8 protein-coding genes and 1 tRNA gene are annotated in these 18,283 nt (G+C 24.2%); 4 read left to right on the top strand and 5 right to left on the bottom strand.

Translation table 11 applies throughout. The features are described from left to right. Positions 1 to 2,152 precede the first annotated feature (2,152 nt). The 4 genes from dnaA (at position 2,153) to yidA (ending at position 10,110) form a co-directional block, all read left to right on the top strand. On the top strand, positions 2,153 to 3,553 hold the full coding sequence (gene dnaA, locus K0T98_RS02115) for a chromosomal replication initiator protein DnaA (RefSeq protein ID WP_225639219.1): 1,401 nt from the start codon (positions 2,153 to 2,155) through the stop codon (positions 3,551 to 3,553). 24 nt (positions 3,554 to 3,577) lie between these two features. Continuing rightward, positions 3,578 to 4,681, top strand: coding sequence for a DNA polymerase III subunit beta (dnaN, locus tag K0T98_RS02110; RefSeq protein ID WP_225639218.1), 1,104 nt, complete (start codon positions 3,578 to 3,580; stop codon positions 4,679 to 4,681). Positions 4,682 to 5,884: 1,203 nt separating this feature from the next. Then, on the top strand, positions 5,885 to 8,302 hold the full coding sequence (gene gyrB, locus K0T98_RS02105) for a DNA topoisomerase (ATP-hydrolyzing) subunit B (protein ID WP_225639217.1): 2,418 nt from the start codon (positions 5,885 to 5,887) through the stop codon (positions 8,300 to 8,302). Positions 8,303 to 9,294: 992 nt separating this feature from the next. After that, positions 9,295 to 10,110, top strand: a complete 816-nt coding sequence (gene yidA, locus K0T98_RS02100; RefSeq protein ID WP_225639216.1) for a sugar-phosphatase — start codon at positions 9,295 to 9,297, stop codon at positions 10,108 to 10,110. Between the two features lie 726 nt (positions 10,111 to 10,836). Here yidA and nfuA read toward each other — a convergent pair. The 5 genes from nfuA to rfaD form a co-directional block, all read right to left on the bottom strand. Next, complete coding sequence (gene nfuA / locus K0T98_RS02095) at positions 10,837 to 11,412, bottom strand: Fe-S biogenesis protein NfuA (RefSeq protein ID WP_225639215.1); 576 nt, start codon at positions 11,410 to 11,412, stop codon at positions 10,837 to 10,839. Between the two features lie 1,792 nt (positions 11,413 to 13,204). Continuing rightward, positions 13,205 to 13,286: transfer RNA gene (locus K0T98_RS02090), tRNA-Leu, on the bottom strand. Between the two features lie 954 nt (positions 13,287 to 14,240). Beyond that, complete coding sequence (gene rfaC / locus K0T98_RS02085; RefSeq protein ID WP_225639214.1) at positions 14,241 to 15,209, bottom strand: lipopolysaccharide heptosyltransferase RfaC; 969 nt, start codon at positions 15,207 to 15,209, stop codon at positions 14,241 to 14,243. 6 nt (positions 15,210 to 15,215) lie between these two features. After that, positions 15,216 to 16,265, bottom strand: coding sequence for a lipopolysaccharide heptosyltransferase II (gene waaF, locus K0T98_RS02080; RefSeq protein ID WP_225639213.1), 1,050 nt, complete (start codon positions 16,263 to 16,265; stop codon positions 15,216 to 15,218). Positions 16,266 to 16,293: 28 nt separating this feature from the next. Then, a complete protein-coding gene (gene rfaD, locus K0T98_RS02075) occupies positions 16,294 to 17,226 on the bottom strand; it encodes an ADP-glyceromanno-heptose 6-epimerase (RefSeq protein WP_225639212.1) in 933 nt (310 codons plus the stop codon). Positions 17,227 to 18,283: the final 1,057 nt, after the last annotated feature.

Raw genomic sequence — 18,283 nt, 5'->3', positions numbered from 1 at the left:
TTTTTAAAATTTCAATGCTCAATAATTCATGTAAAACCAGTAAAAAGTATTTATTTTATCTCAGGTTACGTTTACTCTTTACTATAAAAATAATTAACTATAAGGTAAATTAATTAAATATAAATTACTTATATTAGTTATATAGTATAGTAATAAAACTTAATAAGTTATAAACCACTAATAAATTAGTGGGTATAGGTTATATAATTTCATAATTTTAATTAAAATAATTCATTATTATTATGCTCCTAAATACATAATCATCCATAAAATTTATTATAAATTAATCTCTATATGTTTAATTTAATTTTGTATAGAATTTATTTTATAATACTAATTTATTTTTAGATTCAGAAAGTATGTTATAAATTAATTACTCAATTTATTATGTATTAATTATAATATATCTGGTTTACATAAAGATATTTTTTATACACTATAAAATTATTTCTTTACTTAGGGTGTTAATAAAATTGTTTTATCAATTTTATTAAAGACTGAGTTTTTTAAATATCAATGATTATTGTTATTTAAGCTATTTAGCTAAAAAATAAAACACAGTTCAGCATACATATTTATAGAACCCCTTCAATCTTATCAATATGATGTTTTATATAAGTTATATGAAATAACTATATAAGAATATAATTTATAATTATTAGTAGTATATGGACTGCTAATCATAATAGTCAGAACATCTTATTTGTAATACATTATTTGAATTATATTCACTTAAGATAGTAAAAATTATCTATATGTAAAATATTTAATTATTTATTATCAAGGATAATAAAAGACATTATATTTTCTGAATTAATTATCTTTAATCAAATAATTATTTGAGAATTTTATATGATTAAACAATTAAACTTTTCAAGGAAAGTCATTCCATTTAATATATTAGAATATATTAAATTAATAAGATATTAATCTAAGTAATTTATATAATTTTAATTTTGTTAAATATCTAAAAGTAGCTTAATTAAATTTTATTATTTAAAGCTACATACGATATCTATCGTATGTAGCTTTATATTTATAGTAAATGCTATTAAGATAAAAATATTTTTATTTCTCTCTAAATATTTTTTATAAAAATACAACCCTACTACTATAAAATAGTACATACTATTTTGTAATAAAATATTTAATTTTATATCTATTCAATTAAGTTAGCAAGATATATAGATAATCTATTATAAGATACTTATTAATTTTTAATTCTCTATTAGACCTCTCGTATATATCATATTAAATATTATATATAAGTCGCATTACTAGTATAATTAGGTAGATATAATTCAATGTATTTTGAATACATTGGCATATTAGAGATATCTAATAACACTTAATATATACTTTTTATAATTAGTGTTATATTTAATGGATTTTTATTTATTTTAACTAAAATATTATACGTTATATCTAATTAAGATTAAATTAGTAAAAATTACTCTTTTTTTAAAATTTTGTTTCAAAATTAATATTTTTAATTGTTTATTATGTAAGTATACATCTAGATATCTAACAATAGATTTATTAGTTTTAAACTATAGTATGATTAAAATACTTTAGTTCTTTTTGTAATATGTTAAATAAACTATTTATTAGTAATATATTAGTAGTAGTTTTTTTATATTAATATATTTAATTAAATTTATTATTACAAGATTGACATTCATCTGATCATTTAATTTTAATAATTTTTATTAGATAAAGTATCTCTTTTAGTTAATCGTAATAATTATCAAGGAAGATCCATTAAATGGTTTATATCTATTCAACTAGATATATAAATTATAAATTATTCTCTATAAACTTTATATTTAGATAAAAACGATAAATATTTTTTGTAAAATAAATTATGAGTATTCTTATTAGTTTACGCTATTATGATATGTTTTATTTGTAATATAATACATATAATATTATTGTTTTTATATAAAATGATATGTATGCATCGTATTTAAAAGATATTATTATTTTATAGTTTTATTTTTAGTAATCTAATGTATATATTTTTATGTATTAAGATTAGATTCATTGTATATGGAGTACAAACTTTTATCAGTTTTAAATAAACATATTTTTTAAATAGTAATGTGAAATATTTTATTTATTTCTTATTAATATTGTTCTAGTGGAGTACGCCGTGTCACTTTTACTTTGGCAACAGTGTCTTGCCAGATTACAAGATGAGTTACCTGCCACAGAATTTAGTATGTGGATCCGTCCTTTACGAGCGGAATTCAGTGACAATATCCTGGCCCTTTACGCCCCTAATCGTTTTGTATTAGATTGGGTTCGTGATAAATATCTTAATAATATTAATCTATTATTAAATAATTTTTATGGAAGACACTCACTATTGATACGTTTTGAAATTGGAATTAAACCTGTTACAATCACTATGCCTTCTAAAAATTCAGTCACCAATATAGTTACAACTCCTATCATTCAGACTAAAAGTAACGGTCTTACAACTATGCACCTTAGTTTGAATAAATCACCTATTCAATCAGAGTTATGTTATTATTCAAATGTAAATTCTAAACATACCTTTGATAATTTTATTGAAGGTAAATCTAATCAATTAGCACACGCAGCAGCTCGTCAGGTAGCTGAGAATCCTGGTATAACTTATAACCCATTATTTTTATATAGCAGTACTGGATTAGGTAAAACTCACCTTTTACATGCGGTAGGTAATAACATCGTTACATGTAAAAATAACGCTAAAGTTATTTATATGCATTCTGAAGATTTTGTTTATAATATGGTTAAGGCTTTACAAAATAATAAAATAGAAGATTTTAAACATTACTATCGCTCTGTTGATGCTCTATTTATAGATGATATTCATTTTTTTGCTAATAAAGAACGTTCTCAGGAAGAATTCTTTCATACTTTTAATGCTCTACTAGAAGGTAACCAGCAGATGATTTTTACTTCAGATCGTCATCCAAAAGAGATTAATGGTGTAGAAGACCGATTAAAATCAAGGTTTGGCTGGGGATTAACTGTATCTATTCAGCCACCAGAATTAGAAACAAGAGTAGCTATTTTAATAAAAAAAGCAAATGAAAATAGTATACATTTACCTGGTGAAGTTGCATTTTTTATCGCTAAGCATCTGCGTTCCAATGTACGTGAGCTTGAAGGAGCATTAAATAGGGTCATTGCTAGTGCTAGTTTTACTAGGAATGTTATTAACATTGATTTTGTTCGTGAAATACTAAGAGATTTATTAGTCTTACAAAAAAAAATTATTACTATATATAGTATTCAGAAGACAGTTGCTGAGTTTTATAAGATAAAAATTATAGACTTACTATCTAAACGACGTGTACGCTCTGTTACTCGTCCACGTCAAATAGCAATTGCATTAACAAAGAAATTAACTAATCATAGTTTATCAGAAATAGGTGATGCTTTTGGTGGTCGTGACCATACAACAGTATTATATGCTTGTCGTAAAATTGATCGACTACGTGTAGAAAACTATAGTATTAAAGAAGATTTTTCTAAATTAATTAGTATATTGTCATCTTAATTAAATAACAGTAATAATAAATATATGAAATTTATTGTTAAACGAGATCATCTGCTAAAACCTTTACAACAAGTTAGCAGCTTAAAGGGTATACGATCAACATTACCCATTCTGAATAATTTGCTATTGCGAGTTAAAGAAAATTATTTATTTTTAATAGGTAGTGATCTAGAAATAGAAATAATAGCACGCATTCCTATTTTACAAGATTATGTTATGGGTGCTATTACTGTCTCTACTCGTAAATTTGTTGATATTTGCCGAGGTTTGCCAGAAGGCGCAGAAATAACTGTGGTCTTAGAAGGAAATCGTATGCTTGTATATTCAGAGCGTAGCAAATTTTATTTAGCTACGCTACCTGCTTCTCACTTTCCTAACGTAGATGATTGGCAGAGTGAAGTTGAATTAAGTTTACCCCAGGTGACACTAAGAAAACTAATTGAATCTACTCAATTTTCTATGGCTAATCAGGATGTGCGTTATTATCTTAATGGTATGCTATTTGAAACTAAAAATAAATATTTACGCACAGTTGCTACTGATGGTCATCGTCTTGCAGTATGCTCTATGTCTATTGGTAAAAAAGTATTACCTTATTATTCTGCTATCGTACCACGTAAGGGTGTAATAGATCTATATAGACTACTTGATAATAGTGAGACTTTATTATTTTTAGAAATTGGTAGTAGTAATATTCGAGCTCATATAGGTGATTTTACTTTTACTTCTAAACTTATTTGTGGTCTTTTCCCTGATTATCGTCTTGTATTACCAAAAAATCCAAATAAAATGTTAAAAGCTAGTTGTGATAAGTTAAAACAAGCATTTTCTAGGGTAGCTATTCTATCTAATGAAAAATTTCGTGGCGTACGTTTTTGTCTCAGCAATAAGCAATTAAGAATTACTGCAAACAATCCAGAGCAGGAAGAAGCAGAAGAAATTATGGATGTAAATTACGAAGGTCATGCTTTAGAGCTTGGTTTTAATGTTAGTTATGTTTTAGATATACTGAGTGTACTAAAGTGCAAATATGTACATATTTTTTTTACTGATGAATCATCTAGCGTTCAAATTGAAGATGCAGAGACTACTTCTACTACTTATATAGTAATGCCTATGAGAATATAGTAAATAAGATATATTTACTTTTTATTTATTACTTTATTTTTAGGTTATATCAATAATATTGATTGTATGATAGGTTAATTTGATATATGAGTTTTATTAGAACTAATACATTTTTTTGATAATATTTTTGTAATTTAAGTAAAAATATCATTATTACAAGACATATAAAAATTTATTATATTATGATATAATATCATTCTTTAGTTTTATTATATATTTATTATTAAAGTTAATTTTATTTATAATAATATAGCGGAAATATAGTATACTTAAAATAATTATTTTGATATATTTTCATTAAGTTTAGAATATTTTTTCACTTATTAGATTAGTAATCTACTAAAATATAATTTATTTTAATTAATAAACTAATTTATTATTGTTTAATAAGATTATATATCTGATATTACTGATTGATAATATTGATTAATAGTCAACATATTATTTATTAATATCTATATATTCATTTTTATTAATAATCTAGATAGATGCTTATATAACTCTTTATAAAATTTTTTATAAACTAGGATAAATATTATCCTATTTTAATAAAATGATATAATAAAAAACATAATTACTTAATTTGTTAAACATTACTCTAATATTGTAATAACTTACTTCTATAAGTCATTGATTCTTTTAGGTTAATTAATTTATAGCAAGATAATGTTAGTATATCTTGCTGACTAAATTTATAAACACTTTACCATTAGAGTTATATCGTAAAGTATAGTTTTTAGTCATTTTTTTTAAAGAGTATTAGTTATTTCTTTTAATTTAACTTAATTTAATTAATTCATTAAATATATAGTTATTGCAATATATTAATAATAATAAAAAATGTTCAATTTTAAATATAGTATTAGATAATATAAATTATTTTTTATTTAGAAGAAATTTTTTATTTACCTAGGTGATTTAAGTGAATATAAAAATAATGAATTGTATTATAATAGCTTATACAATACCACTGTAATGATTACATAGATTGCTAATATCTTCTAGACAATCTTATTGATTAGTTTTTTGATGTTAATTAATCTTAATTAGTTACATAACTACTCTAACTATTTTACTCTATATTTAAATTTTTATAGTAATGTATAAATAAATTTTAGATATTTTTTACATAAAATTATAAAAGTTTTAGTTAATAAATTAAAATAGTAATTTTACCATAATTTAAAATAAACGAGCCATATGATGTTAAATACTTATAACTCTTCAAGTATCAAGGTATTAAAAGGATTGGACGCCGTACGAAAACGTCCCGGCATGTATATAGGTGATACTGATGATGGTACAGGTATGCATCATATGGTATTTGAGGTTGTAGATAACGCCATTGATGAAGCACTTGCTGGTTATTGTAAGAAAATTATTGTCACTATTCATAGTGATCACTCTGTATCAGTACAGGATGATGGTCGAGGTATTCCTACAGACTTGCATGAAGAAGAGGGAGTATCTGCTGTTGAAGTTATAATGACCATGTTGCATGCCGGGGGTAAGTTTGATAATAACTCTTATAAGGTTTCTGGAGGTTTGCATGGAGTAGGTATCTCTGTAGTTAATGCTTTATCTGAAAGACTAGAAGTAATTATTCGTCGTGAAGGTAAAGTTTACAAGCAAACTTATGTACATGGTGTACCTCAATTTCCTTTAAAATTAATTGGTAACACAGAGGATACTGGTACAACAGTACGTTTTTGGCCTAGTAGGGATACCTTCTCTAGTAATACCGAATTTCAGTATGAAATTTTAGCTAAACGTCTAAGGGAACTTTCTTTTTTGAATTCTGGTGTCTCTATTAATCTACACGATAATCGTAATTATCGTGTAGATTACTTCCATTATAAAGGTGGCATTAAATCCTTTGTGGAATATATAAATAAAAATAAGCGTTCCATTCATTCAAATATATTTTATTTTTCTACTGTAAAAAATAATATAGGAGTTGAGGTAGCTCTTCAGTGGAATGATGGTTTTCAAGAAAATATATACTGTTTTACTAATAATATTCCACAGCGTGATGGTGGTACTCACTTAGCTGGTTTTCGTGCTGGGATGACGCGTACTTTGAATAACTATATAGAAAAAGAAGGCTATAGTAAGAAAGCTAAAGTTAGTGTTATTGGTGATGATGCTCGTGAAGGATTAATTGCAGTAGTTTCCGTAAAAGTACCAGATCCTAAATTCTCCTCTCAGACTAAAGATAAGTTGGTTTCTTCTGAGGTTAAAACTGCCGTTGAAACACAAATAAACACACTACTTGCCGAATATTTACAAGAAAATCCAGCTGATGCAAAAATGATTACAGGCAAAATAATTGATGCTGCTCGTGCACGCGAATCAGCTCGTAAAGCCCGTGAAATTACGCGTCGCAAAGGAGTGTTAGATTTATCAGGAGGACTACCAGGTAAATTAGCTGATTGTCAAGAGAGAGATCCAGTTTATTCTGAACTATACTTAGTAGAAGGAGATTCAGCAGGGGGTTCTGCGAAGCAAGGACGTAATCGCAAGAATCAAGCAATACTTCCTCTAAAAGGTAAAATATTAAATGTTGAGAAAGCACGCTTTGATAAAATGCTTTCCTCTCAAGAGGTTGCTACATTGATTACTGGTTTAGGATGTGGTATAGGTCGTGAGGAATACAACCCAGATAAGCTTCGTTATCATAGTATTATTATAATGACTGATGCTGATGTAGATGGATTACATATTCGTACATTACTATTAACTTTTTTCTATCGTCATATGCCTGAAATTATTAAACGCGGTCATTTATTTATTGCTCAACCTCCGCTATATAAAGTGAAAAGATGCAAGCAGGAGCAATATATTCAAAATGATGATGCAATGGACAAATATCAACTTTCTATCGCTCTTGATAGTGCAAAACTTTATGTTAATCAATATTCGCCAGCTATATCTAAAGATCATCTAGAAAAATTAGTAACCAAATACTATCAGGTACAGAAAATTATTATTAGAATGGAATTCCGTTATCCTAAGAAGGTATTAAACGAGCTAATATATTACCAACCACTATCAGATGTAGAACTTAGTAATCAAGATCAAGTACATCAGTGGATTACTTCCTTGGCAAATATTCTAAATGAGAAAGAGATTGACGGAAGCACTTATTCTGCAATGCTAAATAAAAATATTGAGCATCAAATGTTTATACCTGCCTTACTTATCCGTACCCATGGTGTAGAAATATGTTATAAATTAGATTTAGATTTTATTAATAGTGTTGAATATTGTCTTATTTCTAATTTGGGTAAGACTTTATGTGGTCTAATTAAAAAAAATGCTTTTATTATGCGAGGTGACCGTCGTAAATCAATTACTAGTTTTGATGAAGCTTTACAGTGGCTGGTAAAGGATTCTCGTCGTGGTTTATCTATACAACGTTATAAAGGTTTGGGTGAAATGAACCCAGACCAGCTATGGGAAACTACCATGAATCCTAAAAGTCGTAGTATGTTGCGCATAACTATAAAAGATGCTGTTGCTGCAGACCAATTATTCACTACTTTAATGGGCGACGCAGTTGAACCTCGTCGTACTTTTATTGAAGAAAATGCACTTCGTGCATCTAATCTAGATTTATAATCTACTTTAAAAAATAGCAAATCCAGCACATTATATTTTAGAATACTATTCTAAATTTTTAAGTATATTTAGTTATAAAATATTTTTAAAAACCATAGTATATAATACTCTTTATTTTTTATAAATTATAAATAATTTATTATTATTTGATAATTTATATTACAACAATTACCTCTCTTAATGAGAGGTAATTGTTAAGATGCTAAATGATATTAATTTAGATTGTATTATAGTAATAATATATTTTAATTAAATTAATATAAAATTATTTATTAATAAATAATTTTATATATAAAATACTTTAAATATTATTACGATATTTTAAGAGAAAAAATTTACCTATTGTATTTTGTAAAAATCTTAACTTTAAGAAGTTATTTAATCACCCCATTCATATAATAATTTATTACTAATATAATTTTAAGTATTAGGTTTGTGAATGCTATTAGTCTTTCATTATTTTTAGTGTAATTATTCAATTACTGATTCCTATTCAGGAATGATACATAACCTTATCAAGCTTCAATTGGTTAATATAGATAAAATACTTTCTTTATTATAGTGGTATATATTTCTATTATAAAATAGAAAGTTTATACGGTGATATGGATTTTATCCATATATTAGTTACCCGATAACTGATATAATTAATAAATTAATTTTATATTGTTATATTATTTATTTTAAAATTAGTTAGTATATTGTATATAAAGTTAGAATATAATTCTAGTATAAGAAAAATAGTAATCAAATAAATTATTTAAATTTTTATTCAGTAATACTTTCCACAATTTTTATTGTATCAATTAAAGAAAAAATTATAGTATTTTATTTCATTTTAAAATTACTTTAATTTTATATGATCTATAATTATCATAAAAAAAATTTTTGGTAATATATATCTGATTTTTTTATAAAATATTACTATAATTATTTGCATGAGTTTTATTTAATATAATGCATTAGTATAATGTATTTTAAGGAAAAATATAATGTCAATTAAATTAATTGCCATAGATTTAGATGGTACCCTTCTTAATAATAATCGTGTTATTACATCTGCGGTAAAGAAGAGTATTTTAACAGCTAAATCTTATGGTGTGCATATACTACTAGCTACTGGACGTCCTTATATTGGCACTCAGCAATATCTACATGATTTAGAGTTAGATAAAGTAGGATGCTATTGTATTTGTAATAATGGCAGTCTAATAGTACATGCTGAAAATGGGAAACCTTTATTTGAAACTTTGCTTAATTATTCTGATTATGTATATCTTGAATCACTATCGCGTCAGGTTGGCTCACATTTTCATGTCTTTGATCATCAAAAACTGTATACTGCAAATCGTGACATAAGCAAATATACTGTACATGAATCTTTTATTACTGGTATCCCACTATATTTCTGCCCTGCTGATGAAATGGATCAGAAGATTAGTTTTTCAAAGATGATGATGATAGATTATCCGTCAGTACTTGATAGGGCTATTACTTATATCCCGGAAAAAACATACAAGCTTTATACTATTATGAAAAGTAGTCCATATTTCCTGGAAATTCTGAGCAAAGATGCAGATAAAGGTAAGGGAATAGCCCTGATGGCTAACTATCTTAATATTTCACGCGAAAATATAATGAGTATTGGTGACCATGAAAATGATTTAGCGATGTTGAAATACGCGGGTATTGGTGTAGCTATGGGAAATGCAGAGCCTTTAATTAAAAACGCAGCTCAATTTGTTACTAAAAGTAATCAAGAGGATGGTGTAATGGTAGCAATAAATAAATTTTTGTTACATCAATAGATTAGATACATACTTTTAATTAAAATATTGCTTACTAGTTACAATTTTATTTGCTATAATAATAGCAATATTAGTTTGATTATCGTTAAGATCAATAATCTTTATGGCTAATCTTTTTAGTATCATTATATTGTATTATAAGGTAGTAAATTGATAATCATCAGTACATTACTTAATGATATATCAATAAGAAGATTGACAGTATATTTTAAGCAAAAAATTAAATAGATTATTTTTAATATAACTACACTATTAATCATATCCTTAGATAACTAACATTAATGAGTTATTTACATTTTATAATAAAATATCTAAATATATTTATTTATATATAATTAGATTTATATGGTGTTAAATTTAACATAAAAAATAAAAAATAAATTTTATATTACTTAATATTATATTATTTTCAGTTATATTATTATAATAATTTATACATTCTAAAATTATTTTTAATATTAAATAACTTAATTTTATAAGCTTTGATATTTTAATATTAAATAAAAATAACTTTACGTAGATAGAATATTATTCTAATTTATATAAATTAGAATATTATATAATGAAATTATAAAACAGCAATATAAATATTTTTTAGGAAAGATTTTATCTTGAGATACATAATCTGTATTATTTTTTTTTAAAAGTCCAATTAACATCCAATAATGTATTGCAAGTATAATTATTAATTTTATAATGATACCTTAAAACTAACGTACTAAATATTTAGTAGTAAGAATGTTTACTACGTTTATGATCAGTTATATCCCTTACACCTCTTAATTCAGGTATTTTACGTAATAACTCCTTCTCAATACCATCTTTTAAGGTATAGCTTACCATTGAACAACCATTACATCCTCCGCTAAATTTCAGGATAGCTATATTATCTTGAGTTATTTCTATTAATAGTACAATGCCACCATGATTAGCTAGCTGAGGATTAATTTCTACTTGTAACATATATTCAACACGCTCTTTTAATGAAGCGTTGTCATCCAATTGACATAGTTTGGCTTTTGGGGCTTTTAAGGTTAGTTGGGAACCTAATTTATCACAAGTAAGATCTATTTTTGCACCTTCTAGGTATGGTGCACTTATATTATCAATATAAGCTGATATTTCTTGAAAATCTAGTTTAGTATCACTGTCTTTTACTGTATCCAATGGGCAGTAAGATATACCACATTCTGCGTTTGATGTACCTGGATTTATTACAAAAATACGTATTTGGGTACCTGATTTTTGTTTTTTTAGCAGCAAAATAATGTGCTCTTCCGCAGCTTTAGTAATGTAAATCATAGTATTTGCTCAATAAATTATTTTTCTCTACTTCAATTATTATATACTTATTATAATAGTATTTGCAAGATTAAATAAAATATATATCTATTTTATAGATTAATAGTATTTTTTACTTAAAAGTATATCTATCTAATGATAGATACTAATTCTTAGAATATAATAAATTATTAATTTAAATATTATATTTAGAGGGATTAATTTAACTTCTAGTATTAATTGTACTATAATACATATAGGTTATAATAATAACTATAGATTACTTATCTCTATAAAGAGATAAGTCTTGTTTTATAAAAAACTTCGTATTTTTAGATTTTTTATCTTATTCAGTAAATATAATTTTTACTACATTAATGATTACTATATAATATTTTAACTAGGTTAGCATAATAATTTTTACCTAAAGTTAAAGAAGATATTACACTTATACTCTTAAAAATAAATACACTACTATAATTAATAGGAATATATATTAGTAATATATTTCAATAATTATTTATTAAGGTATTCATCTGTTATAAAAATTATTATTTATAATATAGTTAGTGATATTTTAGAATATGAATAAATTAATATTAATTTTATTTAAATAAATGAATGAAATTAGTTATTTAAAGAATATTGTTGTTTATAAATTTAATAAGTATAAAAAAGTCTATCATAAAAATACACACTTAAAACTTAGTAGACTTAAAATGAAATTATTTTATTAATATTGTATTAAAGCAATATTATTTTTTTATTTTATATATGTTTTATTTTTTTATAACATATTAATTTATTCATTCTAATTCATTCTTTTATTATTGATTAAGTGATAAATACTATTATATTTTTATATATAGTTTAATAAATAATCAATATTTTTTATGTTAAATAACCTATTATGACTATTTTAGTAAATCAATAGGATTATATATCATATATATATTTTAAAATATTTTGATAAACTATATATGTAATAAGATTTTTTTATAAAAGACACAGTAATATATTGCTGTTATATTTCTATTAATATTATCCATTATTTTAAAATAATAAAAGTAATAAATTAATTAATAGCAACTATAGAGAATTATCATTTTAAAGTACAATAATAGAGCTAATGTATTATTCATCGATAGGCTAAGTAATATATTTTTTATAATATAAGATATTATATGAGAATTTACTTGCTTGTATATATACCTAGTTAGATACATTTAACATACGAGGCAATATTGATATAAAATTAATATTGATTTATAATAATTATTATATTGAAAGTAATTATATTTATCTTATCTAATGCGTTATTAAAGTTGATATATCGAATAATATTATAAACTAGTTTTAATAAATACACATAAGCTATTCTATTGCATTAAAACTTAAGTATTGATTTTACTGTATGAGACATTAATTTATATAAAATTAATTATTAAAAGATATAATATAAATTATTTTTCTTTCAAGAACAATATTCTTAATATATTAATATAATAATTATAATTTAGTAAAATAACGTTTTTTATTTTATAACCTATCATTATATTAATAATCTTATAATGATTAATAATCATAGAACTTTTTATTAGCAAACTATTAATATTATAGATAAAGTTTTTAATATTATATAACTTGCTTTAATTTAGATAAAAAATCTTTCTATAAGAATTATATTGTTTAGTAAAAAAGTTAATATTAATTTTAATAAAATATTTATTTTTATTAAAATTAATTTATATCTCAAAATTCTTTCTCTAAGAAAAATTTAATATTATGAAATATGTTTTCTATAATTTTGTAGTGCCGAAAGCCGGACTCGAACCGGCATGTTTTACAACGATTGATTTTGAATCAATTGCGTCTACCAATTTCGCCATTTCGGCATTGTATAATATATAAGAATAATTACAAAATAATTTTGTATATAAGTATCCTAATAATATTATATAAGGATGATTTTATTGTATAATAATTTGCAATATACAATAATTCTGTATTATTCTTTATGTATATTTATAGCTAATTGTATATTGTAAATGAATATCATGCATATTTTTTTAGTTTTAAGACTTAAGATTATAATATATAATGATATTAAATAATATATTTATTATTAAATGCAAATTATTGATGAATGATTATATATTAATTTATAGTTAATTTTATGTATACTTTGGTATTACAAGTTAAATATATAATATATTTTATATACAAAATAATTAAATAACAAGTAGATTATTCCTTATAATATTTTGAATATTCTTTATATATCATAATTTCTGGATTTATTAAATCATACCTATTATATTCTTTTTTGAGTAGACCTAATTATATCATTAGTATGTGTATACCATCCCTAATTAAAAATTAGATATATTTAAATGTATTTCCTTACTGTTTTTTCGTAAAATTTTTATGCTGTTCTTTTATAAGTAGTTGTATAATAAATCTAAAAATTAATATAAGTCATTTAAAATAAAATCTTTTATTTCTGTGATATTAGTTAATATTTTAGAGATTAATAATAATAGATATTATCAGATAATTTGTTACTTGTATTGTTATACTTATAACTTATTTTTTATTCTTAATCTTATATATTTTTTATATATAAACAATAAAAATATACTAGCAATAAGAAAAAAATTTTACTAAAAACCATCTAATAATTAATAATTTTAGATATGAATAATAAATTATTTTATATACTGTGCATATTTTAGATATAAGTAATTATATTACTACTTATTTAAGTGTTTACAATTAATAAAGTATATAATATATTTTAATTTTATATAGTTAATGATGGTACAATAGTATTGTTTTATAAACATACTTTAAGTTGTTATATAAATTAATAATAATTTTACAATCATATCAGGACTTAGGTCTTTAATATTTTTATTTATCGAACAACATGCTACTTGATTATTTCCATACGCACCAATTAATTTCGGGTCTGTTTGGCCATATATAGTTATATTTGGTATATCAAGAGCAGCAGCTAAATGGCTTAAACCTGTATCTACCGATACAACTGCTCTTGCTCCTGCAATTATTATTGCTATCTCATGGAGCGATAAACGAGGTAATACCTCTACATGTTCAAAGCCATCTGCTAAACGCAAAGCTTGTTGGTGATCAATTTTTGTCCCCCAAGGAAGTTTAATCTTTATACCGATATAATGTATTAAAGATATTAATTGACGCCAGTTATTTTCCGGCCAGTATTTATAATTACGAGTTGTACCATATACAAAAACTAAATAATATCCACAATTTTTCGTTAGATACTTAAAGAAATGTTTTGAAATACCGTAATCTTTTACACTTTTAGGTTGATTGTATTCCAGGCTTAATGCAAATAGTTCACACATTCTTTCTACAGCATGTTTTGTTTTGCTTATGCTATGTTTATGGTTAAAAAACCAACTAGCAAGAGGTTCTCGTGCACTTCGATAGTCTTGTCCATGTAAAGGACCTTTTGCAATGCGTGTTATTAGAGCTGCGCTTTTAATTAGTCCTTGAGCATCAATGATAGCATTGTAGGTTCTACATTGAATTTCTTTTTTAAAACGATAACGCTCCTGACGAGTAGCTGCATGAAACCAATTTTTCCTCCAACGACGAATGGCTACAGGAATAACTCGATCAACAGCAGGATGCCAGCTAGGTATTTCTGAAAATCCCTCTTCTACTACCCAATCAAATTTAATTGATGGTATTGCATAGGTAGCATCTGTTAATGCTGGTAACGTTTGGAGTATGTCACCCATTGATGAAGTTTTTACTATCAAGACATGCATAATTATTTAATCATCCTTTAACAATAATTCTTTTAACGCTTGAATTACAATATCAGGGTGAATATCTACAAGAGTAGAATGGTAGTCATTATAATTTGAATTACGCTTGCGAATTTTAATATTACTAGTACTCAGGTGTATTATAATTGATTTTTTACATAATGGAGGAGTAAAGTAAGGATTGGTAGGTCCATAAAGAGCAACTACTGGTTTATTGAGAGCTGCAGCAATATGCATAAGACCTGAATCATTTGTAACTATTGCCTTGCAAGCTGCTATTAATATAATAACCTGCTCTAAATTAGTTTTTCCTATAAAATTAGAACAATATTTGCGTTCATATTTTGTTAGAGCGTAATAGATGTTTGTTCCGATATTATTATCTTGATATGAACCAAATAAAGCAATATAATACCCGTTTTTTATCATTTTTTGAGCTACAACAGTGTAGTGATAATGTGGCCAACACTTTGCTATACCTAATGCAGCACCTGGACATAAACCAATCATTAAGCGATGACTTGTAAGGTTAAATGTATCCATTGTTTTTATAATATCTTTATCCATGACTTTTAATATTGGCCAGAGTAAAGGTTTAGATAAATCTTCTGCCGTTTTAATTAGGTGTGATGGATAAGCTAATGCAATATAACGTTCTACCATCAATGGAAATGAGTTTTTATTAATCTGATAGTGTACATGTGTCAATATACCATAACGCATTTCACCCTTCCAACCTACTCTAAAAGGAATACGAGCAAAAAATGGTATAAGTGCAGATTTAAATGAATTAGGTAATATATATGCACGATCGTATTTTTTTTGACGTAAACTTTTTCCTAAACGATAACGTTCATTGATAGCTAATTTTTTATGTTCTATATGCATCTCAATAGCTTGATTTACTTCTGGCATATATGTTAATAAAGCATGGCACCAGTCTGGTGCCATAACATCTATTTCAGCATTAGGATTTATATCTTTTAAGGTTCGGTATAAACTATGAGACATAATCATGTCTCCTATCCAGGAAGGTCCTATAACTAGTATTTTCATACAGTATTTTATATTTTATTGTTTAATGTTATATTGAATTTTTATTCAGCCACGTAAGATATTCAGAGACACCATCTGTTATATTTTTAAATACTCTATCATATCCTATTGCTCTTAATTTAGCTGTGTTAGCTTTAGTAAAAATTTGATAACATCCCTTAAATTTATCTGGAAAAGGAATGTATCTAATTTTTCCTTTATTATGGTACGCAAAGATAGCATAGGCAATATCTTGAAAGGACTCATTACGGCCAGTACCACAATTAAAAATACCCGAAATATTTTTTTGCCAGAACCATATGTTTATATCAACAACATCACTTATATAAATAAAATCACGTTTAAAAATATCACTACCTTCAAAAAGTGTTGGATCTTCACCGTTGTTTATTTGATTATTCAAATGAAAGACAATACTAGCCATACTACGTTTATGGCTTTCACGCGGACCATACACGTTAAAGTAACGAAAACCACAAATTTGTGATTTTGCTTGTGGTAGGATATAATTAACATATTTATCGAAAAGTAGTTTAGAATATCCATAAACATTTAATGGTCTTTCGTCTTTACTTTCCTCGTTGCACTGCTTCTCTAAACCATAGACAGCCGCTGAAGATGCATATAGGAATGGAATATGATGTTTTAGACAAAAATCTAGAAGTATTTTAGAGTACTGGTAGTTATTATTCATAATGTACTTACCGTCCCACTCAGTAGTGGACGAACAAGCACCTTCATGAAAAATAACATCTATTTTTGTGAAAAAATTACCAGATATAATATTTTCAATAAATTGATTTTTATCAAAATAATCAATTATCTCTAGATCTACTAAATTAGTAAATTTAGTACCATCTTTAAGATTATCAACTACGATAATATTACTATAGCCAATATTATTTAGCTTTTTGATAAGGTTACTGCCGATCATACCAGCTCCACCTGTTACAATGATCATAAAATTTACCTTGATTATATAAAATAAAATCTCATAACAATTAATGATTTAATATAGCAATAATAACTGCATGACTACTGAAATTTTTTTTATTTATTAATAATAATATAATTTTAATAATTGTGATTTTAATATATAAATAATATTTATATGTTTATAGCAGAATTATATTAATTATCTTTTTTAATTTAAGTATTAAATTCTATTTAACTGAACTTTAGTAGTTATAGTAATAAAATATGATCTAATACAAAATCATCATCTTCATTAATATAAAAACTAACTAATATACATTTTAGATATTACTGTAGTGAGGTAAATAATCTCTTTCTATTTTATTTTCTTTTTATTATATTTTCTAATCACTAGAAGAGCAAAAATTAACATAATATTATTTTATTATTACAATACATAAAAGTATAATGTAATTCCTAATTACTATCTATATATAGTAAAATATCATTTTTATATTCTTATGTTATAAAATTTTTAGATTAAATGTATATTATATAAATATATATTAAAAATATAATAAGAAGATTTAATATATAAAATATTATAGAGGTAAATAGTTTAAGTATTAAGATTATTTTATATATATTTTTTTTATCTAAGGTTTTTATAGTAAAATATATATTTACATTTATTATCAAATTATACTTATAAGTATATAGATGCTTTTTCCAATTCAGTAAAATAATAAATTTGTTATATTTTTAATGACAAGTACTAGTAAAGTATGAATATAACAATAAATTTAAAGTATGTAATCCTAAATTACCTAGTGACTATTTTAGTATAACGCAATTTAGTTAATTGCTTAATTTTATTTAGATAACGTTAAGGGGATGCATAATTTTAATTTTCATAAGTATTTATAAATTAATATGAAAATAATTATTAATTTTATATTAATTTATAAAGTTAAGAGTATTTGTAGTTTAACTTTTTATATTTAAAATATAGAACAAAGCATGATTAAATAATTCTTTCTTACCCTGTAATTTTTAATTTTATATAACAAATACCATAGAAATAATATTATGAATAGTAATTT

It is taken from the genome of Candidatus Profftia sp. (ex Adelges kitamiensis), from assembly GCF_020342455.1.
GTDB lineage: Bacteria > Pseudomonadota > Gammaproteobacteria > Enterobacterales > Enterobacteriaceae > Profftia.
Note: the sequence above shows the minus strand (reverse complement) of the source record. Positions and strands in the feature narration are given on the sequence as shown.